Annotated in this window: 22 protein-coding genes; 13 read left to right on the forward strand and 9 right to left on the reverse strand. The window is 50.8% G+C overall.

Annotation, left to right across the window (positions count from 1 at the left end; translation table 11 throughout):
• Positions 1 to 6: 6 nt before the first annotated feature.
• Positions 7 to 921 carry an ABC transporter substrate-binding protein gene (locus MKY12_RS12975; RefSeq protein ID WP_339314025.1) on the reverse strand — a complete coding sequence of 305 codons (915 nt, stop codon included), beginning with the start codon at positions 919 to 921 and terminating at the stop codon, positions 7 to 9.
• Positions 922 to 1,167: 246 nt separating this feature from the next.
• Here MKY12_RS12975 and MKY12_RS12980 point away from each other — a divergent pair, with 246 nt between their 5' ends.
• From MKY12_RS12980 to MKY12_RS12990, 3 genes are all read left to right on the forward strand, one after another.
• Positions 1,168 to 2,952, forward strand: coding sequence for a helix-turn-helix domain-containing protein (locus MKY12_RS12980; protein ID WP_339314026.1), 1,785 nt, complete (start codon positions 1,168 to 1,170; stop codon positions 2,950 to 2,952).
• A gap of 51 nt (positions 2,953 to 3,003) precedes the next feature.
• The gene (locus MKY12_RS12985) at positions 3,004 to 3,204 is read left to right on the forward strand and encodes a hypothetical protein (protein ID WP_339314027.1); all 201 of its coding nucleotides are present in this window, start codon (positions 3,004 to 3,006) and stop codon (positions 3,202 to 3,204) included.
• Between the two features lie 90 nt (positions 3,205 to 3,294).
• Positions 3,295 to 3,561, forward strand: a complete 267-nt coding sequence (locus tag MKY12_RS12990) for a hypothetical protein (protein WP_339314028.1) — start codon at positions 3,295 to 3,297, stop codon at positions 3,559 to 3,561.
• Here MKY12_RS12990 and MKY12_RS12995 read toward each other — a convergent pair.
• From MKY12_RS12995 to MKY12_RS13010, 4 genes are all read right to left on the reverse strand, one after another.
• Positions 3,507 to 4,988: a 4-hydroxyphenylacetate 3-hydroxylase N-terminal domain-containing protein gene (locus MKY12_RS12995; protein WP_339314029.1), complete on the reverse strand. Its 1,482-nt coding sequence runs from the start codon at positions 4,986 to 4,988 to the stop codon at positions 3,507 to 3,509. The genes MKY12_RS12990 and MKY12_RS12995 overlap by 55 nt on opposite strands.
• Positions 4,989 to 5,181: 193 nt before the next feature.
• The gene (locus MKY12_RS13000; RefSeq protein WP_036728968.1) at positions 5,182 to 5,628 is read right to left on the reverse strand and encodes an OsmC family protein; all 447 of its coding nucleotides are present in this window, start codon (positions 5,626 to 5,628) and stop codon (positions 5,182 to 5,184) included.
• Positions 5,629 to 5,849: 221 nt separating this feature from the next.
• Complete coding sequence (locus MKY12_RS13005) at positions 5,850 to 6,746, reverse strand: sulfurtransferase (RefSeq protein WP_339256328.1); 897 nt, start codon at positions 6,744 to 6,746, stop codon at positions 5,850 to 5,852.
• Positions 6,747 to 6,939: 193 nt separating this feature from the next.
• Positions 6,940 to 7,335, reverse strand: a complete 396-nt coding sequence (locus MKY12_RS13010; protein ID WP_036728963.1) for a hypothetical protein — start codon at positions 7,333 to 7,335, stop codon at positions 6,940 to 6,942.
• A 205-nt stretch (positions 7,336 to 7,540) separates the two neighbouring features.
• Here MKY12_RS13010 and MKY12_RS13015 point away from each other — a divergent pair, with 205 nt between their 5' ends.
• A complete protein-coding gene (locus MKY12_RS13015) occupies positions 7,541 to 8,476 on the forward strand; it encodes a phosphotransferase (RefSeq protein ID WP_339256330.1) in 936 nt (311 codons plus the stop codon).
• Between the two features lie 40 nt (positions 8,477 to 8,516).
• Here MKY12_RS13015 and MKY12_RS13020 read toward each other — a convergent pair whose 3' ends face one another.
• The 3 genes from MKY12_RS13020 to MKY12_RS13030 all read right to left on the reverse strand — a co-directional run bounded on the left by MKY12_RS13020 (position 8,517) and on the right by MKY12_RS13030 (position 10,511).
• Positions 8,517 to 9,452, reverse strand: coding sequence for an aminoglycoside phosphotransferase family protein (locus MKY12_RS13020; protein WP_339256332.1), 936 nt, complete (start codon positions 9,450 to 9,452; stop codon positions 8,517 to 8,519).
• Between the two features lie 75 nt (positions 9,453 to 9,527).
• Entirely contained in the window at positions 9,528 to 9,914 is a 387-nt protein-coding gene (locus MKY12_RS13025) for a hypothetical protein (protein ID WP_155991614.1), read from the reverse strand.
• Between the two features lie 225 nt (positions 9,915 to 10,139).
• Positions 10,140 to 10,511, reverse strand: a complete 372-nt coding sequence (locus MKY12_RS13030; RefSeq protein ID WP_339314030.1) for a hypothetical protein — start codon at positions 10,509 to 10,511, stop codon at positions 10,140 to 10,142.
• A gap of 286 nt (positions 10,512 to 10,797) precedes the next feature.
• Here MKY12_RS13030 and MKY12_RS13035 point away from each other — a divergent pair, with 286 nt between their 5' ends.
• The 5 genes from MKY12_RS13035 to MKY12_RS13055 are packed head-to-tail and all read left to right on the forward strand — an operon-like array spanning position 10,798 to position 14,329.
• Positions 10,798 to 11,772: an ABC transporter ATP-binding protein gene (locus tag MKY12_RS13035; RefSeq protein WP_339314031.1), complete on the forward strand. Its 975-nt coding sequence runs from the start codon at positions 10,798 to 10,800 to the stop codon at positions 11,770 to 11,772.
• Positions 11,765 to 12,511, forward strand: coding sequence for an ABC transporter permease (locus MKY12_RS13040; RefSeq protein WP_339314032.1), 747 nt, complete (start codon positions 11,765 to 11,767; stop codon positions 12,509 to 12,511). The genes MKY12_RS13035 and MKY12_RS13040 overlap by 8 nt, the downstream gene beginning before the upstream one ends.
• Complete coding sequence (locus tag MKY12_RS13045) at positions 12,511 to 12,894, forward strand: GntR family transcriptional regulator (protein ID WP_076077758.1); 384 nt, start codon at positions 12,511 to 12,513, stop codon at positions 12,892 to 12,894. Before MKY12_RS13040 ends, MKY12_RS13045 begins: the two co-directional genes overlap by 1 nt.
• A 5-nt stretch (positions 12,895 to 12,899) precedes the next feature.
• Complete coding sequence (locus MKY12_RS13050; protein WP_076077761.1) at positions 12,900 to 13,601, forward strand: ABC transporter ATP-binding protein; 702 nt, start codon at positions 12,900 to 12,902, stop codon at positions 13,599 to 13,601.
• Complete coding sequence (locus tag MKY12_RS13055; protein ID WP_076077763.1) at positions 13,595 to 14,329, forward strand: hypothetical protein; 735 nt, start codon at positions 13,595 to 13,597, stop codon at positions 14,327 to 14,329. Before MKY12_RS13050 ends, MKY12_RS13055 begins: the two co-directional genes overlap by 7 nt.
• Before the next feature lie 103 nt (positions 14,330 to 14,432).
• Here MKY12_RS13055 and MKY12_RS13060 read toward each other — a convergent pair whose 3' ends face one another.
• Positions 14,433 to 14,708, reverse strand: coding sequence for a PilZ domain-containing protein (locus tag MKY12_RS13060; protein ID WP_235218399.1), 276 nt, complete (start codon positions 14,706 to 14,708; stop codon positions 14,433 to 14,435).
• A gap of 248 nt (positions 14,709 to 14,956) precedes the next feature.
• On the opposite strand from MKY12_RS13060, the gene MKY12_RS13065 reads away from it, so the two are divergent.
• From MKY12_RS13065 to MKY12_RS13080, 4 genes are all read left to right on the forward strand, one after another.
• A complete protein-coding gene (locus MKY12_RS13065) occupies positions 14,957 to 15,562 on the forward strand; it encodes a pentapeptide repeat-containing protein (RefSeq protein WP_036728930.1) in 606 nt (201 codons plus the stop codon).
• Between the two features lie 153 nt (positions 15,563 to 15,715).
• Entirely contained in the window at positions 15,716 to 17,347 is a 1,632-nt protein-coding gene (locus MKY12_RS13070; RefSeq protein WP_339314033.1) for a diguanylate cyclase, read from the forward strand.
• A gap of 413 nt (positions 17,348 to 17,760) precedes the next feature.
• Positions 17,761 to 17,841 carry a YjcZ family sporulation protein gene (locus MKY12_RS13075; protein WP_245368211.1) on the forward strand — a complete coding sequence of 27 codons (81 nt, stop codon included), beginning with the start codon at positions 17,761 to 17,763 and terminating at the stop codon, positions 17,839 to 17,841.
• A gap of 165 nt (positions 17,842 to 18,006) precedes the next feature.
• Entirely contained in the window at positions 18,007 to 18,810 is an 804-nt protein-coding gene (locus MKY12_RS13080) for a glucosaminidase domain-containing protein (protein WP_339314034.1), read from the forward strand.

An 18,810-nucleotide genomic window follows, 5' to 3' on the forward strand; every position in this document is an offset into this window, starting at 1 on the left:
CTTACATTACTGGAGCATCGTCTGCTTACTGGCCAGTCGTTCGGCAATATCCTCCGCTTGCAGGATAGAGGTATACGGGTCTGAGCTTAGGTATTGATGAATATCCAGCTCATACACCTGGCCGTTACGTACTGCATCCAGTTCGCTCCATATCCCGGGAAGGGTCTCGTCAGATGCGCCTACTGTTTTCATCACCAGCAGATAATCACCTACATACTGCCCGAATACCTCGGAGCTGATTTCAATGCTCTCCTTATTCTGATCAAAGAGCTCCGTCTTTACTTTCTCAGCAGGAGTCAGTCCAAGCAGCTCGTAGACGGCCTTGCCGCCCCGGTTTGCACTTTTGCCTACAATACCCACACTTTTTAACCAGTTAAAATCCGTTATCGTGAAGGTTGCGCCAGCCGGTACAGCGGCCTGTGCTTTGGCACGGGCGGCCTGGGTCCGCTCCCCGAAGGACTTGTTCCACTTCTCAGCTTCTTCCTGACGGTTAAGAATCTCTCCCATTGCGCTGACCTCTGCCTGCATGGAGTCATAATCATCGGCTATGAATACGACAGTAGGGGCGATTCTGGAATAAGCTTCATAAGCCTCCTGGTTCCAGGTAATGATCAGGTCCGGATTAAGCTCAATGATCTTCTCCAAGGATACCTCGTTATGGTTGCCGATATCTTCTACACCTTCAAGCGGCTTGCGCAGGAATTCCCCGTAGTCCAGCAAACTGCCCGGAACGCCTACCGGTGTCAACCCAACAGCCAGTACATCGCCAATGTTCCAGTCCACAACCACCCGGGAAGGGTGTGCAGGGACCTCCACATCTCCTTTTACAGTTGAGAGAATACGCTTATCCTGTGAATGGTCGGCTGTATTCCCTGGACGGCTGGAATTCTGCTTAGAGCATCCTGTGAGCAATATAGCCATTGCCAGCATACACAATAAGGCTATGTAGTACAAATTGAACCTTTTGATAATGTTCGACCCTCTTTCTTATTGAGAACTATTATCACTATAGAAGGTGGTCTCTATTTACACAATGACCAATCAGGAACATTCGGCATACCTGTTTCGGAACATGGGAGGCATTGCACTGAGAATCATTATCATATACTATGGGGACAGATGATAACGAATCTTGAAGTGTTCAAGTATTGAGACTGGAGTTTTCTTATGAATATAGAGGGGTATATTGAGCTTTGGGATAATCAGGCGGTCCGTCTGCTGGATATCCGTCAATCAGGCATGGAACCGGGAAGGGAATACAGAGAGCAGCGGCTGTCCTCCCATACCTTTATTTTGGTGCAGGGACGGGGACAGCTGTGGTTGGATGAGACGCCTCATGCATTGGATGGCTGGTATGTATTGCACGGAAGTAAAGGCGCCGTTGTGCGCATGAAGGCTGACACGGGGATTGAGCTGTACTCAATCATGTATATGCTGGCTGAGACTGAGGGGGAGGTGCAGGAACCTCTGGATGAGCAGCTTCCCGGCATAACCTTACAGTGTGAATATGGGTTGAAGCCGCATTATCCGCTCCCGCTACTGGAGCTTGCTTCCAGGCTGCATGAGAAGTGGGGAAATATAGCTTTTCTTGAACGGATTCAAGTCACGGCGATATTCTACCAGTGGCTCTACGAGCTGCTGCAGCAGATGCAGCAGCAGGAGATCAGCATCTTTGGTCCTGACCGTACCCGTCTGGCTGTTCGATATATGCAGGATCATTACGGTACACCCCTGACTGTAGCACATGTTGCTGCTGTGACCCATTGCAGTCCGAGATTATTAACCAGACTGTTTAAGAGCAAGCTGCAGACAAGCCCCGGGCAGGTACTGGCGCGTATTCGTCTGAATAGAGCCTATGAGCTGCTGCATACGGAAGCAACCTTGCAGGAAATCGGAGAGCGGGTAGGTTATGCCAACGCCTATGCCTTTAGCCGTTTTTTCAAGAAGCACGAGGGTGTATCTCCCGATTATTACAGGCGGCAGATCAGCGATTGTGAAAGAGAAGGCATACAGGACGGGATAACCCTGCAACCGCGCACTATACAGATGGCCCATGAGCCCCTTATAGAACAGACAAGAGGGAGTACTTCCCCTATGGCGGGTATCGGGCACAAAAGAAGAAATATACAAACGGTGATGGGTGAGATTATTATTCCGGACAAGCCTGAGCGGGTAGTTATAGATTGGAGCCTGGGAGAAGTACTGGCTCTGGGTCTGACACCTGTGGGAGCCCCGCATACCTTGTTGGACAGCAACCGGCTGCTTGGGCAGTATATAGGTTCTGAGGTACAAGATATCGGCAACCACAACCGGGTATCTATAGAGAAGGTGCTTGAACTTGAACCTGATCTGATCATTACCTGGGACAAGACAGCCTTTGCTTCCTTTGCGAGGATAGCTCCTACAGTAGTCTTTCAGAGTGATCATTTCCGTTCGGCCGGGGAAGGGATCGCCGCTATGGGGCATATTCTGAACCGCGCTCAGGAAGCGGCGAAGTGGAGTGCCGAATATGAGACACGGGCAGCTTATGTGCGGAATGCGATATTGCGGCAATGTCCGGAACGGCGGACATTCACTGTGATTGACCCGAATTGGAGTCAGGAGATTCGGGTTATAGGCAATGCAGCCACCCGGGGCGGGAGAGCTGCCTATGAAGTGCTGGGGCTGCAGCCGCCATGGAAAGTGTGGCAGGAGCTGTTCGAGCAAGGACATGAGTCGATTTGGATTGATCGGCAGGACATTGCCCAATACACGGAGGATTATCTGCTGGTTCTAAGAAGCAAACAGAGTGGGAGGGAGGGGCACATGCCGGATATGACTGAACTTCACCGAGCAGCCGGCTGCGGGATCATAGAGCTGCAATGGGAGAACTACTTCTTGTCCGACCCGCTCTCGGCTCTGTTGCAGGCAGAGGAAATGACCAAGCTGATTGCTCAAGCGGATCAAGGATAAATGAAGAGAGTTATACAAATATGTAAGCTTATTAGTTATAGAGGTGCTTTTATGGAGTGGTCAGAAAGAATACGATTATGGAATCATGTGCCTGTGAAAGTGTTGGATATCCGTCATGTGATCATGCAGCCGGGAGAGAAGCTTCAGAGTTATACTTTGCCTTCAAGTGCGTTTGTGTTCACGAATCAGGGAGACGCCAAAGTCATGCTGGACGGGTACGGGAGCGCATCAGACGGAACCGGATCTGGCTGAACAGATCGCCCGTTATATCCGGGAATATTATCGCCAGCCCCTCTCTATGACAGCTATGGCTGAGCTGTGCTTGGAGGCGAAGGAGGAACCTTGGGCAAGCTGGTCTATCAGGATTTCGGTTTTGCAATGCCTGAACAATTCAAGCCCTATGCGAATGGGGGAACGGTACTGTCCATGGAGATGCTGGTGGACAAGCCGGCTGGATCTGAAGCTGCCCCGGAAATGGAGACATCAGACTTTGAAATGATGATTTTTTTGACAAAAGACACTCTCCTCAGAACAATGAGAAGAGTGTCTTTGAGTTACCGGCTTCCCCTCATAACGAATCGGGTTTCTTCTGGTGCAATGAACTCGTGAATGATTTGACGGAAGGATTCGTGATTATCATAGCTGTTGTACATGCGCCAGGCCAGTGTGTGGGAGCTGCCGAAAAATAACCGCTCAAACTGGATTTGTCGCCCGCCGAATGCACCCGCTCCGAGTTCCCAAGCAAGCCGGAATAAAGCGTTTCGGAACCACGCCTCCGAAGCCGTACCCTTCAAATACTGACTGAGGTATGCACCAGCGCTTGTATCGAAGTCGGACTCCGAGAGGATCATGATGAGACCGCTTGAACTGAGATGTTGAACCATTTCAATCAGGTCCGGATAAAACTCCGAAAAGTGAACGGACGAAGCCAAAAGTGGACCTTTGTCTGGAACGAGATATCCGAATTTGTCCGGGGAAGCGCCTATTTCAGAAGCGAGTCTTAAGGCTTTGAAGGTCTCCAAATAGGTTATCGTTCTGGAAATAGGCTGAATAGTATGGGGCTCAGGGATAACGTTTTGTTCTTCCGCCAAAGATTCCAGCAACCCGAGAAAGAACTCTGTTTTTGCAATATAGCGGGTGATGATTTGATGGGCCATATGCGTATGGAAGTGACTCTCGCCGAACAATCGGGAACAGTACATTTCATCTCCGTAATAAAATACACGGTCATGAGGGATAAGAACGCGGTCAAATATGACTAAGGTATCCATTTCTTCATATCTTGAGCTTAACGGATGGTCGTAGGCAGATGAAGCTGCGTAGCTTTCACGGCAAAAAAAAGTCATCCCTTGCAGATCATTAGGCACGGCGAAGGCAAACGCGAACGGATTATCATCATCCACAAACGAGGGGGAAGGCGTTGGGAATACAAGCATTTCATCGCATGTAGCCCCTTGTGTTGCCATCATAAAAGCACCGGTTACAATCATCCCTTCAGCATTGATTTCAACGACTTTAGCAGCGATAGAATCCTCTGTAGCATCAATCTGGCCGGATATTTTGCTTGCTTGAGGCTGGATGAAGGCATGGGATAAGGTAATGTCATGATCCCGGCAGTAAGCATAGTACTTCCTGAGGTTCTCAGCATATTTCGGATTCAGCTCCTCAAGGATATCGGCAGCTGTAAACAGAGACATGAGGGCTGTATTCATATAATCCGGGGAACGTCCTAAAAACCCATGATGGCAGTTGGACCAGAGTTCAATCATTTTTCTGCGGCGCTGTAAATCCTCAGCATTCTTGGGTGGAAGAAAAGATAGACCGACAGGCTCTCCTGTATCGGGTGAAGGGTAGGTCATCTGTGCTAAATAACGCTCATCACACTGCATGTTGTACATTTCGGCTTGGGTTTGTATGAGACCTTGAAATGCGGGATGCTTGGATAAAGGGCCTTCGATCCGTGTTCCTTTGTAAAAGATATTGATATTTTGCCGGTCGATACGTTCGATGTATTGGCTACCTGTTTTAATAGGCACACGGTTCACCTCTTTAAAAGACAGCTTTCACTAAAAAGCCGTGATATTGCTTTTAATATACGTAACCATGATCCGCTTTGTACATTGTCCGTAGATCGTGCACTTGCGCCTATACGGTCTCTACCCCTGGTCCCATTCTGTGCTCCGTGGCAAGAGGTCATAGTGTGGAAGCTTCTCGGTTCTGAACGGTTGCTTAGCTTTCGATGATAATGCTTTCCAGCTTGAGATTAACCGGGTTTGCGAGCGTATCTCCAACTGGGCATTTGCTTTCCAGGAATCGTACAAATTCTTCAACCTGTTCTTTGGGTGAATCTGTTTTAATACGGAAGGTATACCGAATTTCTGAATAGCCCGGGCGCACCTCCGACTTGTTGAAAAAGCCATCCAGATCAAGATCGCCTTCTACATCCACGAAGAAATCCTTGAGGTTCACGCCGAATTTAGGCGCATACACTCTGGCCACGATAGACTGACATGCTCCCAGCGAGGCCAGCAAAGCTTCGACCGGATTCATACCGGTATCAGTTCCGCCCAAGCTTTTGGGCTCGTCAATAATAAATTCAAAGTTTCGGGATGCTACTTTCACTTGGACTCCGTCTTGCAAATGCGCAGATGCTTTAAAGGTTTGGAGAGCGGTCATTTTAAAAATCTCCTTCTATGGTTAGTTTATAATAAATTAAATCATACTTTTCCGCTGTGATTATTTTAAATTTAACTTGTCATATTGTCAATCCTCAAATTACCAGCTTGTCGATCTCTGGAACAGCGCGCGCGAAAATGCCGAAAAAGGGCCGTGAGCAGCCTGCCTTCCGGCAACCTGTCACAGCCCCAAAACTCAAATCCGATGCGGTCAATCGGCTTTTACTCGTCTCCTGTGGCCACCGGGTTATCTTCATAGCTAATCCAGTCACTCCAGCTTCCCGCATACAGCCGCACATTCGTATATCCGGCCTTTTCTAGCGCCAGTACATTCGGGCAGGCAGTTACGCCGGAGCCGCAGTAGACGATGACCTCACGGTCTTTGTCCAGTCCGGCAAAATGTTCTTCAAGCTGCTCCGCACTCCTCCAGCTACCGTCCGGATTTTGCGTGTCTTTCCAGAAGTAGTTGACCGCCCCAGGGATATGCCCGCCGACCGGGTCCAGGGTCTCATTCTGGCCGTGATAGCGGTCATTGGCCCGGGAATCGATCAGCACGGGAAGAGCAGGCACGGCATCCGCAACGTTGACGTCACTCTCAGACTCAGCGCCAGCATTATTAACTGTCTTCTCCGATACCTCGCGCACCTCCTCAACTCCCGCCAGCATCTGCGGCTGAACATTAGCTGTAAAGGTACTAGGCACCCGCACCGGCTGATGATCCGTCACCGGATATTTACCCTCTTTCCACTGGCTGAAGCCGCCCTCCAGAATGAATACCTGCTCATGCCCCAGGTAACGCAGCAGCCACCACAGACGGGCGGCGTTCATGCCGTTCTCATCGTCGTAGGCGACAATGCGAGTATCATTACCGATTCCGAGTTTGCTGAGCCGTGCAGCCAGCACTTCAGGGTCAGGCAGGGGATGGCGACCGCCATGCTCGCTCACCGGAGAGGACAGATCCAGTTTCAGATCCAGATAGATCGCGCCCGGAATATGCTCTTGTTGATAGCTGTCTCTGCCGGCCTTAGGCTGGCCTAATGTGAACCGGCAGTCTACGATGGTCTGTTCCGGCTCGTAGAGTCTGGCGAGCAGCCAGCGTTTGCTAACGGTTGCGTCCATATGTATCCCATCCTTTGCTTGTATTGTATGGATTACATTATAGCGGATAATCAGGCATTCCGCATATTATTGAAGTGGTGCAAGCATAGGCTTATCAGATCAGGAGTGATCGTGATAGTGAGCGTGCTGCTATTCTGTACAGTTTTACCAGAAACAAAAAAAGCTCAGGACTCGCCTGAGCAATGAAATGAAGTTAACTAAGGACGGGACCGATGATGTTCCAGTCTCCGAATGGATATACCTGATCAAACACTATGAAGCCGGCTGCATCCCGGGCTACTGCGTATAGCGAGATGTCGTTCACGAATCCGGGAGCACCAGGTGAAGAAACGGTGATACTGTAATTGGCCACTGTCGTTGGTATGATGAGCGTAACCACACCATTTGGAGCGGCAATCCCGAACGTTGTTGTGAAATTCAGAGTTTCAGCTATCCCCTCCGGGCCGGAATCTGCGACACTGTAAGCATTGACTACAATAGGTTCCAGCCTTGCAACGGTTGTGTTGGTGATTCGAAGCTCGACGAATTGCGATATTACTGTTCCGGTAGGCTCAAGGTTGGGCACTGCACCGATAGTATAAATTGGCATTTGGAAGTCCTCCTTTTCTCTTGATACAGTAATATATGTAAATCTGATAGTTTGTTTTGTATAATTGTCTTTTGCAGCTAAAAAAGGCGACTGGATCAGAGGCTAGCGAACCGCCCCAATCCTAGTAGATTTGACATAGCCGTACCCGGATTCTACAATTGCTTCTGAACCTAATAGAAAGGGGCATAAGCCTACGGAAGCTATAGTGAGTCAGGTCTGGCCTGAATGGAAGGGCTCGCTGCGCAAGCGGAGCGGAGGATGGAATAATACAACGTATTTCGTGGAGAGCGGGGAACGCCGCGCTGTGCTGCGTATCTATGACACCCATAAGGACAGGAACAAAATAGAATTTGAACATACGGTGCTGCTGAAGCTGGCCGCTGCGGGTCTGCCGTTCAGTACACCTCTTCCGATCCGTACTGCCAGTGGAGAGACCTTGGTTCAACTTGAAGAGAGCGGGAAATTCGCTTGCTTGTTTGCTTATATTGAAGGGGAATCCCCGTCCGGGCAAGCTGCGGATTACTATGAGTCCTTCGGAGAAGCGGCAGGCATCTTGTCCGCTGCGCTGGCTGAGATAGATACGGGCATCCCGTCCGTATACCGTCCATACTATGAGCTGCGGACCTCGTATCCGCTATGCACCCGTGAAGCGCTGCATGGTCTGGTGACGGACCCGCCCGAGTCTCTGAAGGAGCTGCTGCCGGAGCTGACCCTATTAGTGGATGCCTACGACAATGTGGCTGACTCGCTGGAACAGCTTCAGAGCCTGCCGCATCAGCTGGTGCACGGCGATCTGAACGCTTCCAATCTGCTGGTGGATGGAGCGGATACCGCCCGGGTGACAGCGCTGCTGGATTTTGAATTTTGCACCCGGGATTTAAGGGTTATGGATGCTGCTGTGATTCTGTCGGCCTTGCTCAGTCATGAGGACTCGGAGCGGATCATCCGTGATTTCTGGCGGGGTTATAACCGCAGGGTTACGCTGACTCCTGAGGAACTGGCGGCGATTCCGGTGCTCATGCTCCTGCGCAAGATAGACGTATTCCTGCATTTCGCCACCCGTTACTGGGAAGGAACGGATGAGGTGAATGTCCTGCAGCAGCAGGTCCGTGAGCTGGCGGCAGAGGTAGCTGCGATGTAGGCGGGAAGCTGTATGGAACTTGCACTGCCTTCAAGCTTTCTTACAGGAAAAGCTGCTGATTATGTATTCTTTTCATAAGCTCTCTGCCAGATCGGACGACCTCGGGTTGATGATTGTGAGTGCCCCAGCAGATATCGCCGAGAGCCATTTTGATGCAGCATATTTGTATTTCAGCAGACTGGTCCTTAAGCACTTCAGGTCCATACCCTGCAAAATAGGAATCTCTGGCTGATGGATGATCTATGAAATATCTGGCGAACAGAATGGAGAAGTTGTCCACAGCCAGCCCCCACAGCATATTCTCGAAGTCTATCATTCCTGTCAAAATACCCTGCTCATCCACCAGCCAGTTGCCTGGTGTGGAGTCCCAGCTAATAGGAACAGGTCTGCTATGCCGGAATACATGAACGTTCTGAAGTGCCCATTCGGTTAACCTTATTTCATAGGCCTGCAATAGCCCCTCAACAACACACCGAGAAGTTAAGTCCTGTATTGCATCAGCAACATACTGCACCGGGTCAGCATGGTGACTTAGCTCTATCGGATTCCCATATTGATCGGGGCGGCCGAACCAGCGGCCTGTCTGCGATAGATGCAGAATCTTTGTTAACTCACCAGCCTTATAAAAAGCAGCTTTAGCAGCACTTGGGCTTAGTGGCGTCTCTCTCATAATGGACCCGTCGATTGCAGTAATTAGTATAGCCTGCCAGCCCTCCCCCTCGTAAGCAGCTATTAACTCTGGTACATACGGTTTCAACTGACCTATCCAGTGACGGTATGCATAAACCTCAGGATGCCATCTCTGTTTGCGGCTGTACGTTTTTAAGTAATAACATTTAGAGTCCTGATCGGATTGCAGCTTCCAAACCCCGGTTCTCACACTATTCGGTCTGTAGTTTCTCAAGACCTGAAAGCTGCCAATGTCGGACTGAACCTGCTCATACAACGCTGTTGGATGGATATCCAGTGGCTTCATATTCTGTTGGTCCTCCTCGTGGAATGCTAGTTTTCACAGTATATACTGCCGGCCCGGTGATCTGGTCTGAAGATACTATTGAATTTGATTAGCTAAGTCTATAAAGGCGGAGACCTCTAATTTATTAGTGTGGATCGGATCTAGATTTCCGTTGATATAATATACAAATCGCGCCAAAAATCCGTTCTCCCCCTCCCACCAGATGGATTGAGTAGTTTCGTCTTCGTCATAGTATGCTTCTTTTCCATTATCAAGTTCTAAGCGTTGCTTGCCTTGGGTGGAAATTTTCTCTGGTGCACTCATAACCTTGCTCAGGATGTATCTTATTTCTTGCAGGGTCTGCTTGTTTTTATAATGAAAAACATACTGTTGTAGCACATACGGGTTATCAACTGCGATTTCAGTACGAACTTCATTGATCTCAAACGGAAAAAGATGTGGTTCATTGAAGCTGTAATTCATGTTTATGATTCGCTCTCCGGTTGGGTTGCTACATCCACTCATCAGAAAAATAGATACCAGAATGGAAAAGCAAATACTCCGCATGATCTCACCCCCTATAACTTTAACGAAAAAGGAATCATTTAGTTGTGCTAAAAAGTACGTTAATCACGATAATCCAATACCAAACAGGGCACTCTCCGGCTGGCGATACCAGAGGGTGCCCTGTTCAGCGTGCCTATTCTGTTAGATTAAGCGGTAGCCTGGAGGAAGTTCCCCGCTGCTGCGGATACGGCGGATCTGGTCCAGCGTCAGTCTCTGGTTGGTAGAGATGATCGATTCTACGTCATTGCCGGAGATGTAATCATCCAGATCACGGATGCTGTGGTTGCCGCGAAGCACGCGGAAGCTGCCTCTGAACCGGGTTCTGCTGAACAGGACGAGCGTAGCATTGCTGCTGGTGGAGAAGAAGCGGAGACTTTCGATGCCATCCAGAATATTGTCCGTATCGCGGATGCCGAGATTGCCTCTGTAGATTCTGCTTCTTCCCCGGAAGTTTTCTTCGCTGTACACTGTCAGTCTTGGATAAGTCTGCGAGATATGAACCTCTTTATTCATGTGTATTCCTCCTTGAAGCCGTTTTGGCAAAAGCAGCATGATACTGCCACCTGCAATACTATTCTATGTATGCTGATAGAGATTGGTATGGTTAGAACCCCTGCACGGATAGCCTGTTTACACAGTGCTTCAGGAAATTTTTCACAAACCTGCTTTACAAACCAAAATTACTAGTGTACTATTTAACTAACACACCAATACAACATTGAAAATACACATGTTCCAGCTTAGCAATAACCCGTGGAATTAATACTCCACCTATACCGATCCGCACAAGGAGGCTGTCATGAATTCAACCGCTCATAATGTTCAGGAGCCGTCAGGCCCTGCGCAAGAACAAACCGTACTGGAAATGCAAGGCGTCAGCAAATTGATAAAAGGGAAGGCCATTGTAGATAATCTAAGCTTCAAGATCCATAAGGGAGAGATTGTCGGGCTGCTGGGACCGAATGGCGCCGGCAAAACGACCACCATCCGGATGATGACCGGACTGATCCGCATGAGCGGAGGGGATGTTCTGATTCATGGACACAGCATCCGGAAGGAATTCAAGCAGGCGATCTCACAGATCGGGGCGATCATTGAGAATCCTGAGTTCTATCCGCATATGACCGGGTACGACAACCTGCTGCAATATTTACGCATGAGTGATGGAGCCGGGGTATCACGGATCAAGGAGGTCGTGGAGCTGGTGGGGCTGCAGGAGGCGATGAACAAGAAGGTTCGGGCCTACTCCCTCGGTATGCGCCAGCGTCTGGGGATTGCTCAGGCCTTGCTCCACTCGCCGAAGCTGCTCATTCTGGATGAGCCGACTAACGGGCTGGACCCCGCCGGCATCCGGGAGATGCGCGACTATATGCGGAGAATAGCAGAGGTAGAGGGCATTGCCATTCTAATCTCGAGTCATATGCTGGCTGAGATTGAACAGATCTGTCATCGCGCGGTGGTCATTCAGAACGGCAAGCTTGTAACGGTGACACAGCTTACGGAAGCACCAGAGGCGCAGAGTGAGGTAGCGCTTGCCATCCGGGTAGACAAGATTGAAGCTGCACGGACTGTGGCCGGAGCCTTGCAGGGCGTCAAGGTCACTGGAGCGGATGAAGCCCATTCCGAGCTGCATGTGCAGCTGCCGGATGGAGCCGTACCGGAGCTGGTGGCGGCACTTAGCGAAGCCAAGGTCGGGATATACCGGATTACTGAGAATAGACAAAGTCTGGAAGAGGATTTCCTGAAATGGACAGGGGGCAACCGCATTGCGTAAATTTAATCTGCTTGTGCTGAATGAATGGCTCAAAATATCGAAGAAACGCAGCAATATCATTCCTTACGTCATCCTGCTGGTGCTGTCGCTGGCAGTGGGCTATATGACTCGTACATTTGCCGCAGATATGTATGCTTCAGCGGCAGATTTTACAGCGGATTCCCTGCAGCCCAGAGGCATTGGCCAGCTTCTGGCCATCCTGGTGATCGTCGGGACGGCGGGAATTGTATCCAGGGAATACAGCCAGGGGACGATCAAATTTCTGCTGATCCGTGCCCGCAGCCGCACGGCGATTCTGGCCTCCAAATATGTAACTGTACTACTCTATACACTTAGCATGCAGGTAGTTGCGACGGTGGGGCTTTTCCTCTCAGGAGCGGTCTTCTTCGGACTCAGCGGAGGGGAAGCGGGAATCGGTGAGATCCTAACTTCGCTGCTGTATTCAACTGTGTACTGCATCGTCTACGCTACGATCGGCTTCATGCTGGGGATTCTGACGAAATCGACTGGCGTAACCATTGGAGCAACCATCTTCGCCACCACCATCGACAAGCTGGTCATTTCCCGTGAGTTCTACAAATATGTGCTGTTCCCTAATCTTAATCTCGCAGCCTACAAGGATGGCGGTGCGCCGATGCAGGGAATGACACTGACCTTCTCCATTATCCTGCTGTGCATCTACATGACACTGTTCCTGCTTGCAGGCTTCGCCGTCTTCAGACGCAGGGATGTTGCTTGATGGGGATCGAATTCGATAATAACCAGCCGATTTATCTCCAGATCATGAATTACATCAAGGGAGAGATTATCACCGGCAAGCTGAAGCCTGGAGACAAGATCCCTTCTGTCCGTGAATTGGCCGCTGAACTGCAGATTAACCCGAATACCGTGCAAAGAACATTTCAGGAACTGGAGCGTGAGACCATCGTGGAGACCCGCCGCGGCATGGGCAGATATGTGACCGGAAGCGAAGAGACGATACTGACCGTCAAAAAGGAGATGGCACAGGATGTGCTGGACCGTTTTATCCGCGGAATGCAGGAGCTAGGCTTCCAGGGCGAAGATATACTTACTGCAGTAGCAGAGAACATCCACCAGCGGGACCAAGAACAGGGGGAGTAAGAAGAGTGGACGATATACTTGACATTCAGAATGTAAGCAAACAGTTCGGCCCTAGACACGCGCTGAACCAGGTCTCCTTCAAGCTGGGCAGCGGCACCATCACCGGCCTTCTGGGAAGTAACGGCAGCGGCAAAAGCACGCTCATGAAGCTGATCTCAGGACTCGCCTGGCCCGCCTCGGGCCGGATCTCAGTCCTCGGGATGCCCGTGGGCGTAGAGAGCAAGAAGCTCGTCTCCTTCATGCCGGATGTGCCGGTCACGGAGTCATGGATGAATATCGGGGATGCGCTGAGATTCCAGCAGGATTTCTACCCGGATTTCGATCAGGCTAAGGCACTGCGGATGCTGGATTTCATGAAGCTGCGTACAGCGGATAAGGTGCGGACGTTATCCAAAGGGATGAACGAACGCCTGCAGCTGACCTTAGCACTCTCCCGCCGGGCCAGATTATATCTGCTGGATGAACCGATTGGAGGCGTTGATCCGGTGGCACGGACCAAGATTCTGAATGCGCTGATGGAGTTCTATGAGGAGGACAGCAGTATTCTGCTCTCCACCCATCTGGTGACGGATATCGAACGGATCTTTGATGAGGTGATTTTCCTGAAGGAGGGGGAGATTGTGCTGCATCGTCCGGTGGAAGAACTGAGACAGGAGCACGGGAAGAGTGTAGATGAGCTGTTCAGAGAGGTGTTTGCCGAATGCTGAAGCTATTAAAATATGATCTTAAACGCCGACAAGAACGTATTCTCGTCTTCATCGTCATTGCTTTACTCGTGCAGGCCGGGCTGTGGATCTCCAGTGCTAGGATAGACGCAGACTTGGCCTCCCTGAATCTGGTTATTTACTGTATACTGGCCATCGCAATGATATTTACAGCCGTTACCGGATATTTCCGTAATCTTAAATCCTATCAGCGGCGGCTTTTGCCGGTTACTGCGCTGCAGACGGTCCTGTCTCCCATGCTGCTGGCGCTGCTGCTGATTGGGGTGGTCATCCTCCTCGGCCTAGCCCATCTAGGAATCCTCAAGCTGCTGTACACGGTGGATTTACTGCCCGGCAATCTATTGACGGTTGGATTCCGAGCATTGCTTCAATCGGTCTGGTCCAGCCTTTTTCTCATGGTGATGGTGATGTTCTCCTTTACAGTAGCCTTTAGTCTGCGCATGAAGGGGAGAGTCTGGCTTGGCATCGTCCTTCTGGTCCTGCTGCAGAACGGAATAGGTTATCTGGAGAAGCTGCTCTTTGACACCTACTTCATTGGTCTGGATATTGCCTTTAACTTCGAGATTTACACTGGAGAGCCCCAATCCGGCAGTGAATTTATTATACCATACCTTCCGGTTGATCAAGGGGCGCTGCTGTTTGAAGTGGCGGTGGTCTGCCTGATGATCTATGGAATGGTTGCACTGGTGAAGAGACGAATCGAAGTATAAAGAGAAGTGTAGCAGAGGGATAATCCATCGTTCCTATTTCACGCAAGCAAGGCTCCTAATCAGCCTTGCTTGCGTTTGTATGCATTATTAGGGAGCGCAAAGGCTACAAGCCTTGCGCGCTTCTTCCGCTGGTCCAGAGCTCCAGCTCCCGCAGCAGCTGTTCTTCCTCGTCTTCCTGCAGGTCCAGCCTTACCCCATACTGGTATTGCCCGAGACCGAACATCCAGCCCCAGCGGACACTGCCTTCATACTGTAGCTTCTCTTCCGCCAGCTGAAAATGAATAATCAGCTTCGTATCCCCTGCGGTGAAGCGGAGGTTCAGCGAGGTGCGGACCTTGCAGCCGGAGCGGCTAAGGTCAAGCAGGATACCCTCAGTCAATTTGCCCGCTCCCGGTCCCGAATTACTGGCGGGAATTTCAAGCCAGCAATCGATGGGCTGGTTCATTACATATCGGAATGGTTCTTTTCTGCTGGAGTCATCCATCATTTACCTCCGCTATTTTATTTGCTATTATATCGAAACGGCTACACTTGGACAATCTCCTAAAGTAGTATATTTAAAGAATTATATAGTATCTGTTATACCATACCTTTGCTCCAATACCCAGATAAAGAGGTGCTTAAACTATGTATCAATACCATAATGAAACCTTTAATGAGCATAATTTTGATTACGCAGCATTGCAGGATGGAGAAATAAACGGCTGCACCTTTGAGCGCTGCTCCTTTCGGGGAGCTTCTATGGAAGAGATGACCTCCACCGGCTGCCGGTTTGTCGATTGCGATTTCACCGGTGCCCTGCTGAATGCTTCGCTGCACACGGATGGCGCGTTCACCAACTGCAAGTTCACCGGAGCCAATCTGTTCGTGGCGAAGTTCGAGAACTGCAAGATGGTCGGATCGGATTTCGCCAATGCCTATATGGACGGAATCACACTGAGCGGAGGGGACTGGGCCTATACGAATCTGCGCCATCTGAATCTCAGCAGGCAGGATCTGCGGGGCATCCGGTTCACCGAGGCAGACATGCAGGGCTGCGATTTGCAAAAGGCGGATCTGCGCGGGGCGGATTTAAGCCGGGTGCAGCTTGCGCAGTGCAAGCTTACAGGGGCCGATCTGCGTGACGCCAAGCTGGAGGGGATTGACCTGAAGAGCCTGGAGCTCAAAGGAGTGCGGCTGGATGTGGAGCAGGCTGTGCTGCTGGCCCGTTCTATGGGAGCGAAGGTAGGGTAACGACTCAAGAAAAAACGGCTGTGTGCCGGAAGCTGTATTATATTTCTGCCGGACTCTTCCGATAAAGAAATATCGACCCAGTTCGACATGTTGCCGCAAGATATCTTCAGTGGTCGGAAGCATGAACAAGGTCATCGGAAGAGGAGAGTGTACATGTCATTAAGTCTTCGCACTTTATTTTCAGCAGCATTTGCGGTTATTATCATTCTGCTCACGGCTATTCTCAGCTATGTGATCGGCAACCGCTCCACCACTTCTGTGGAAGTCAGTATCGGCAGCTCCCTGGCCGCAGAGGCCAATCAAATGTCCGAGAAGCTTGATCAGTTCATGTGGTCACGTTCCGGTGAAATAGAAGTTTTGAGTAAGCTGAATGCTTTTCAGGAGCCCGTTGAACAAGCAGAGGCCGGCAGATTGCTGAATCAGCTGAAGAAGAGTCTGCCGGTATTCACCTGGGTGGGCTTCCTGGATAAGACAGGGAATGTGGTTGCTTCCACGGATCGGATTCTACAAGGAACGAATATCAGCCAGAGGCCTGTCTTTCAGCAGGCGCTTAAGGGAACCTTCGTCGGGGATGTCCACGATGCGGTGCTGCTCTCTAAGCTGTTGCCTACTCCTACAGGGGAAGCCCTGCAGTTTGTTGATGTGAGTGTGCCGGTCATGGACAAGCAAGGACAGACAAGCGGCGTGCTGGCGGCACATCTTAGCTGGGAGTGGTCACGTCAGGTCGAGGCCTCCATTGTGAATCCGCTCAAGGAACGGCTTAAGGGCGTGGAGGTGTTCGTGGTCAGTAAGAAGGACGACACCATTCTATTGGGACCAGAAGCGCTCACCGGCAAAAGAATGACGGACGCGGTCCTGCAGCAGGCCCGCAGCGGTAAGAGCTCATACGTGATCGAACAGGAGCGGGGCCGTGACTCCTATTTAACGGGATACGCCTATGGCGATGGTTACATGAACTACCCGGGCCTTGGCTGGACGGTCATTGTCCGTCAGCCGGCAGACATCGCTTTTGCCTCAGTCCATCAGCTTGAACGCTTCATCCTGATCAGCGGTCTGCTGACCGCTGCGGCCTTCGCACTAATCGGCTGGCTGCTGGCCGGATGGATCAGCCGACCGTTGAGGGATATCACCCGTACAGCCGACCTGCTCAGCTCCGGTGCCGATGTGGAGATCCCGGCCTCTACCCGGTTCAAGGATGTGGCGATTCTGTCGGCCTCCCTGCGGAGTCTGGTGAACAACCTGACCAAGACAGAGACTAAGCTGAGCTATATGTCGGATATGGCGCTGCATGATAAGCTTACCGGCTTGCCCAACCGGGCAGCACTGGATGAGTTTTTGGCCCATGCGGTCAGTAAGGCCAAGCAGAAGCGGACGACACTAAGCTTTTTGTACATGGATCTGGACGGCTTCAAAAAAGTGAATGACAGCTTCGGCCATGCGGTTGGAGATGCCCTGCTGCAGGAGGTGGCCTTCCGGCTGATGGATTGTACGCGGGACAATGAGATCGTTGCCCGGCTGGGCGGCGATGAATTCGTGATTATTCTGAATACCTCGGCGGGCAAACCGATGAAGGAAGCGGAGGTGGTGGCTTCGCGGATTATCAGCAAGATCAACCAGCCGATTCTGATTAAAGGCGAGGAGCTTCGTGTAGGCTGCAGCGTAGGTGCTGCTGTATGGACTCCGGACGGCGGAGATACCACCCTGACCCTGCGGCTTGCAGACGAAGCATTGTATATCTCCAAGCGGAGCGGGAAGAACCGGATTACCTTCGAGGCGGCATCTTAGCATCAGCAATCAACAGCAGACAGAAACAACAAACAACCTTTTATCGGCAGGACGGGGATGCTTCTCTTGTGCCGGAAAAAAGGTTGTTTGACGTTATCTCATTACGTTCAGCGTAACCGCTTACGTGGATTAGACCATCTCTTTATCCACAGAAATCCTTCGTCGTCCCGGAAAAACTTAATGCCTATCCAGCTCAGCGGTGTCCAAATTTCCTTGAAATAATATGAAGGCATAGTAAATTAGTCCCTCCGATATAGTTAATTATTACTAGTTTAAGCCAGGATGGAAGATTTAACAATACTTTTTTTACATATAAATCCCATATTGTGCGTTCGCCCAGTTTTTTTGGGACTACAGGCATATGATGTAGAGGAATCAAAGCTGGGCATGTGCGTAAGAAAGGAGGGCTCCGGATGAGTGGAGGTCTGAGAACGTCAACGGCTACCATACTGGTGTTGTTTATTTTGCTGATTATTATCCTTAGCGTATTTTAGTGGAAGGGAATATAGTGGGTTATTGAAACAGTGCCGGTGCACCTGCTCCGGCGCTGTTTGCGTGCGTATAAGGTGCAGCTCACTTCCATATACATCATAACAGGGATAAGCACAGGCAGTTTGGCAGGGCGGGGCATTTAATATAGTAGGAAAGGAAGTGAAGCAATGACGAACTCCGAATTTATCGCCCGGATCGCTTCTTTCGCAGTAGCGGATATGCAGCGCACCCGTATCGCAGCTTCGCTGACGATTGCCCAGGCGGCACTGGAATCCGGCTGGGGAACGAGCGGCTTGACGCTGAAGGCAGGCAATCTGTTCGGCATCAAGGGCAGCGGGCCTGCGGGCAGCCTGGCGCTTCCGACAACGGAATACAGGAACGGCCAAGCTGTACAGGTGACTGCCCAGTTCCGTTCCTATCATAACTGGGGAGAATCTATAGCGGATCATTCCGCACTGATTACTGGGGGAGTGTCCTGGAACCCCAAGCTGTACAGCAAGGCTATTGGAGTCGACGGCAAAACAGCCGCCCGCGAGATTGCTGCTGCAGGCTACGCAACGGACCCGGGTTATGCGTCCAAGCTGATTCAGATTATGGATTCATATAACCTGTATCAATATGACGAGCTGAAGGAGGATGAAGAGATGTCAGCTGAAGATAAACAAAAAATTGCGGCGCTGGAAACCGAGCTGCGGGAACTGAAGGAGCTGCTGGCAGGGCTGTCTGTCAGCAGAGATACACTGAAGGCCGGCGTTCAAGAGCAGGGCCAGGCCATTAAAGGTGTCACGGAGCGGCTGGCGGTCATTGAGGGCCGCACAGTAATGAATGTGCCGGCCTGGGCTGAGCCTGCGGTACAGGCCGCGTCTGCCGCCGGTCTGTTGGATACGCCGTCAGGAGGCAGCTATGATTTCTACCGGATGCTGACCGTATTGAACCGCGCCGGTCTGCTGATTACAAGCAAGGGGGTGTAG

It is taken from the genome of Paenibacillus sp. FSL M7-0896, from assembly GCF_037975415.1.
Taxonomy (GTDB): domain Bacteria; phylum Bacillota; class Bacilli; order Paenibacillales; family Paenibacillaceae; genus Paenibacillus_AQ; species Paenibacillus_AQ silagei.

What these genes read in the sequence shown, in the direction of transcription:
- MKY12_RS12975 (WP_339314025.1), bottom strand. Translation starts at nt 921, where the DNA reads ATGGCTATATTGCTCACAGGATGCTCTAAGCAGAATTCCAGCCGTCCA.
- MKY12_RS12980 (WP_339314026.1), top strand. Translation starts at nt 1,168, where the DNA reads ATGAATATAGAGGGGTATATTGAGCTTTGGGATAATCAGGCGGTCCGT.
- MKY12_RS12985 (WP_339314027.1), top strand. Translation starts at nt 3,004, where the DNA reads ATGGAGTGGTCAGAAAGAATACGATTATGGAATCATGTGCCTGTGAAA.
- MKY12_RS13000 (WP_036728968.1), bottom strand. Translation starts at nt 5,628, where the DNA reads ATGACCGCTCTCCAAACCTTTAAAGCATCTGCGCATTTGCAAGACGGA.
- MKY12_RS13005 (WP_339256328.1), bottom strand. Translation starts at nt 6,746, where the DNA reads ATGGACGCAACCGTTAGCAAACGCTGGCTGCTCGCCAGACTCTACGAG.
- MKY12_RS13010 (WP_036728963.1), bottom strand. Translation starts at nt 7,335, where the DNA reads ATGCCAATTTATACTATCGGTGCAGTGCCCAACCTTGAGCCTACCGGA.
- MKY12_RS13020 (WP_339256332.1), bottom strand. Translation starts at nt 9,452, where the DNA reads ATGAAGCCACTGGATATCCATCCAACAGCGTTGTATGAGCAGGTTCAG.
- MKY12_RS13025 (WP_155991614.1), bottom strand. Translation starts at nt 9,914, where the DNA reads ATGAATTACAGCTTCAATGAACCACATCTTTTTCCGTTTGAGATCAAT.
- MKY12_RS13030 (WP_339314030.1), bottom strand. Translation starts at nt 10,511, where the DNA reads ATGAATAAAGAGGTTCATATCTCGCAGACTTATCCAAGACTGACAGTG.
- MKY12_RS13035 (WP_339314031.1), top strand. Translation starts at nt 10,798, where the DNA reads ATGAATTCAACCGCTCATAATGTTCAGGAGCCGTCAGGCCCTGCGCAA.
- MKY12_RS13045 (WP_076077758.1), top strand. Translation starts at nt 12,511, where the DNA reads ATGGGGATCGAATTCGATAATAACCAGCCGATTTATCTCCAGATCATG.
- MKY12_RS13055 (WP_076077763.1), top strand. Translation starts at nt 13,595, where the DNA reads ATGCTGAAGCTATTAAAATATGATCTTAAACGCCGACAAGAACGTATT.
- MKY12_RS13065 (WP_036728930.1), top strand. Translation starts at nt 14,957, where the DNA reads ATGTATCAATACCATAATGAAACCTTTAATGAGCATAATTTTGATTAC.
- MKY12_RS13070 (WP_339314033.1), top strand. Translation starts at nt 15,716, where the DNA reads ATGTCATTAAGTCTTCGCACTTTATTTTCAGCAGCATTTGCGGTTATT.
- MKY12_RS13075 (WP_245368211.1), top strand. Translation starts at nt 17,761, where the DNA reads ATGAGTGGAGGTCTGAGAACGTCAACGGCTACCATACTGGTGTTGTTT.
- MKY12_RS13080 (WP_339314034.1), top strand. Translation starts at nt 18,007, where the DNA reads ATGACGAACTCCGAATTTATCGCCCGGATCGCTTCTTTCGCAGTAGCG.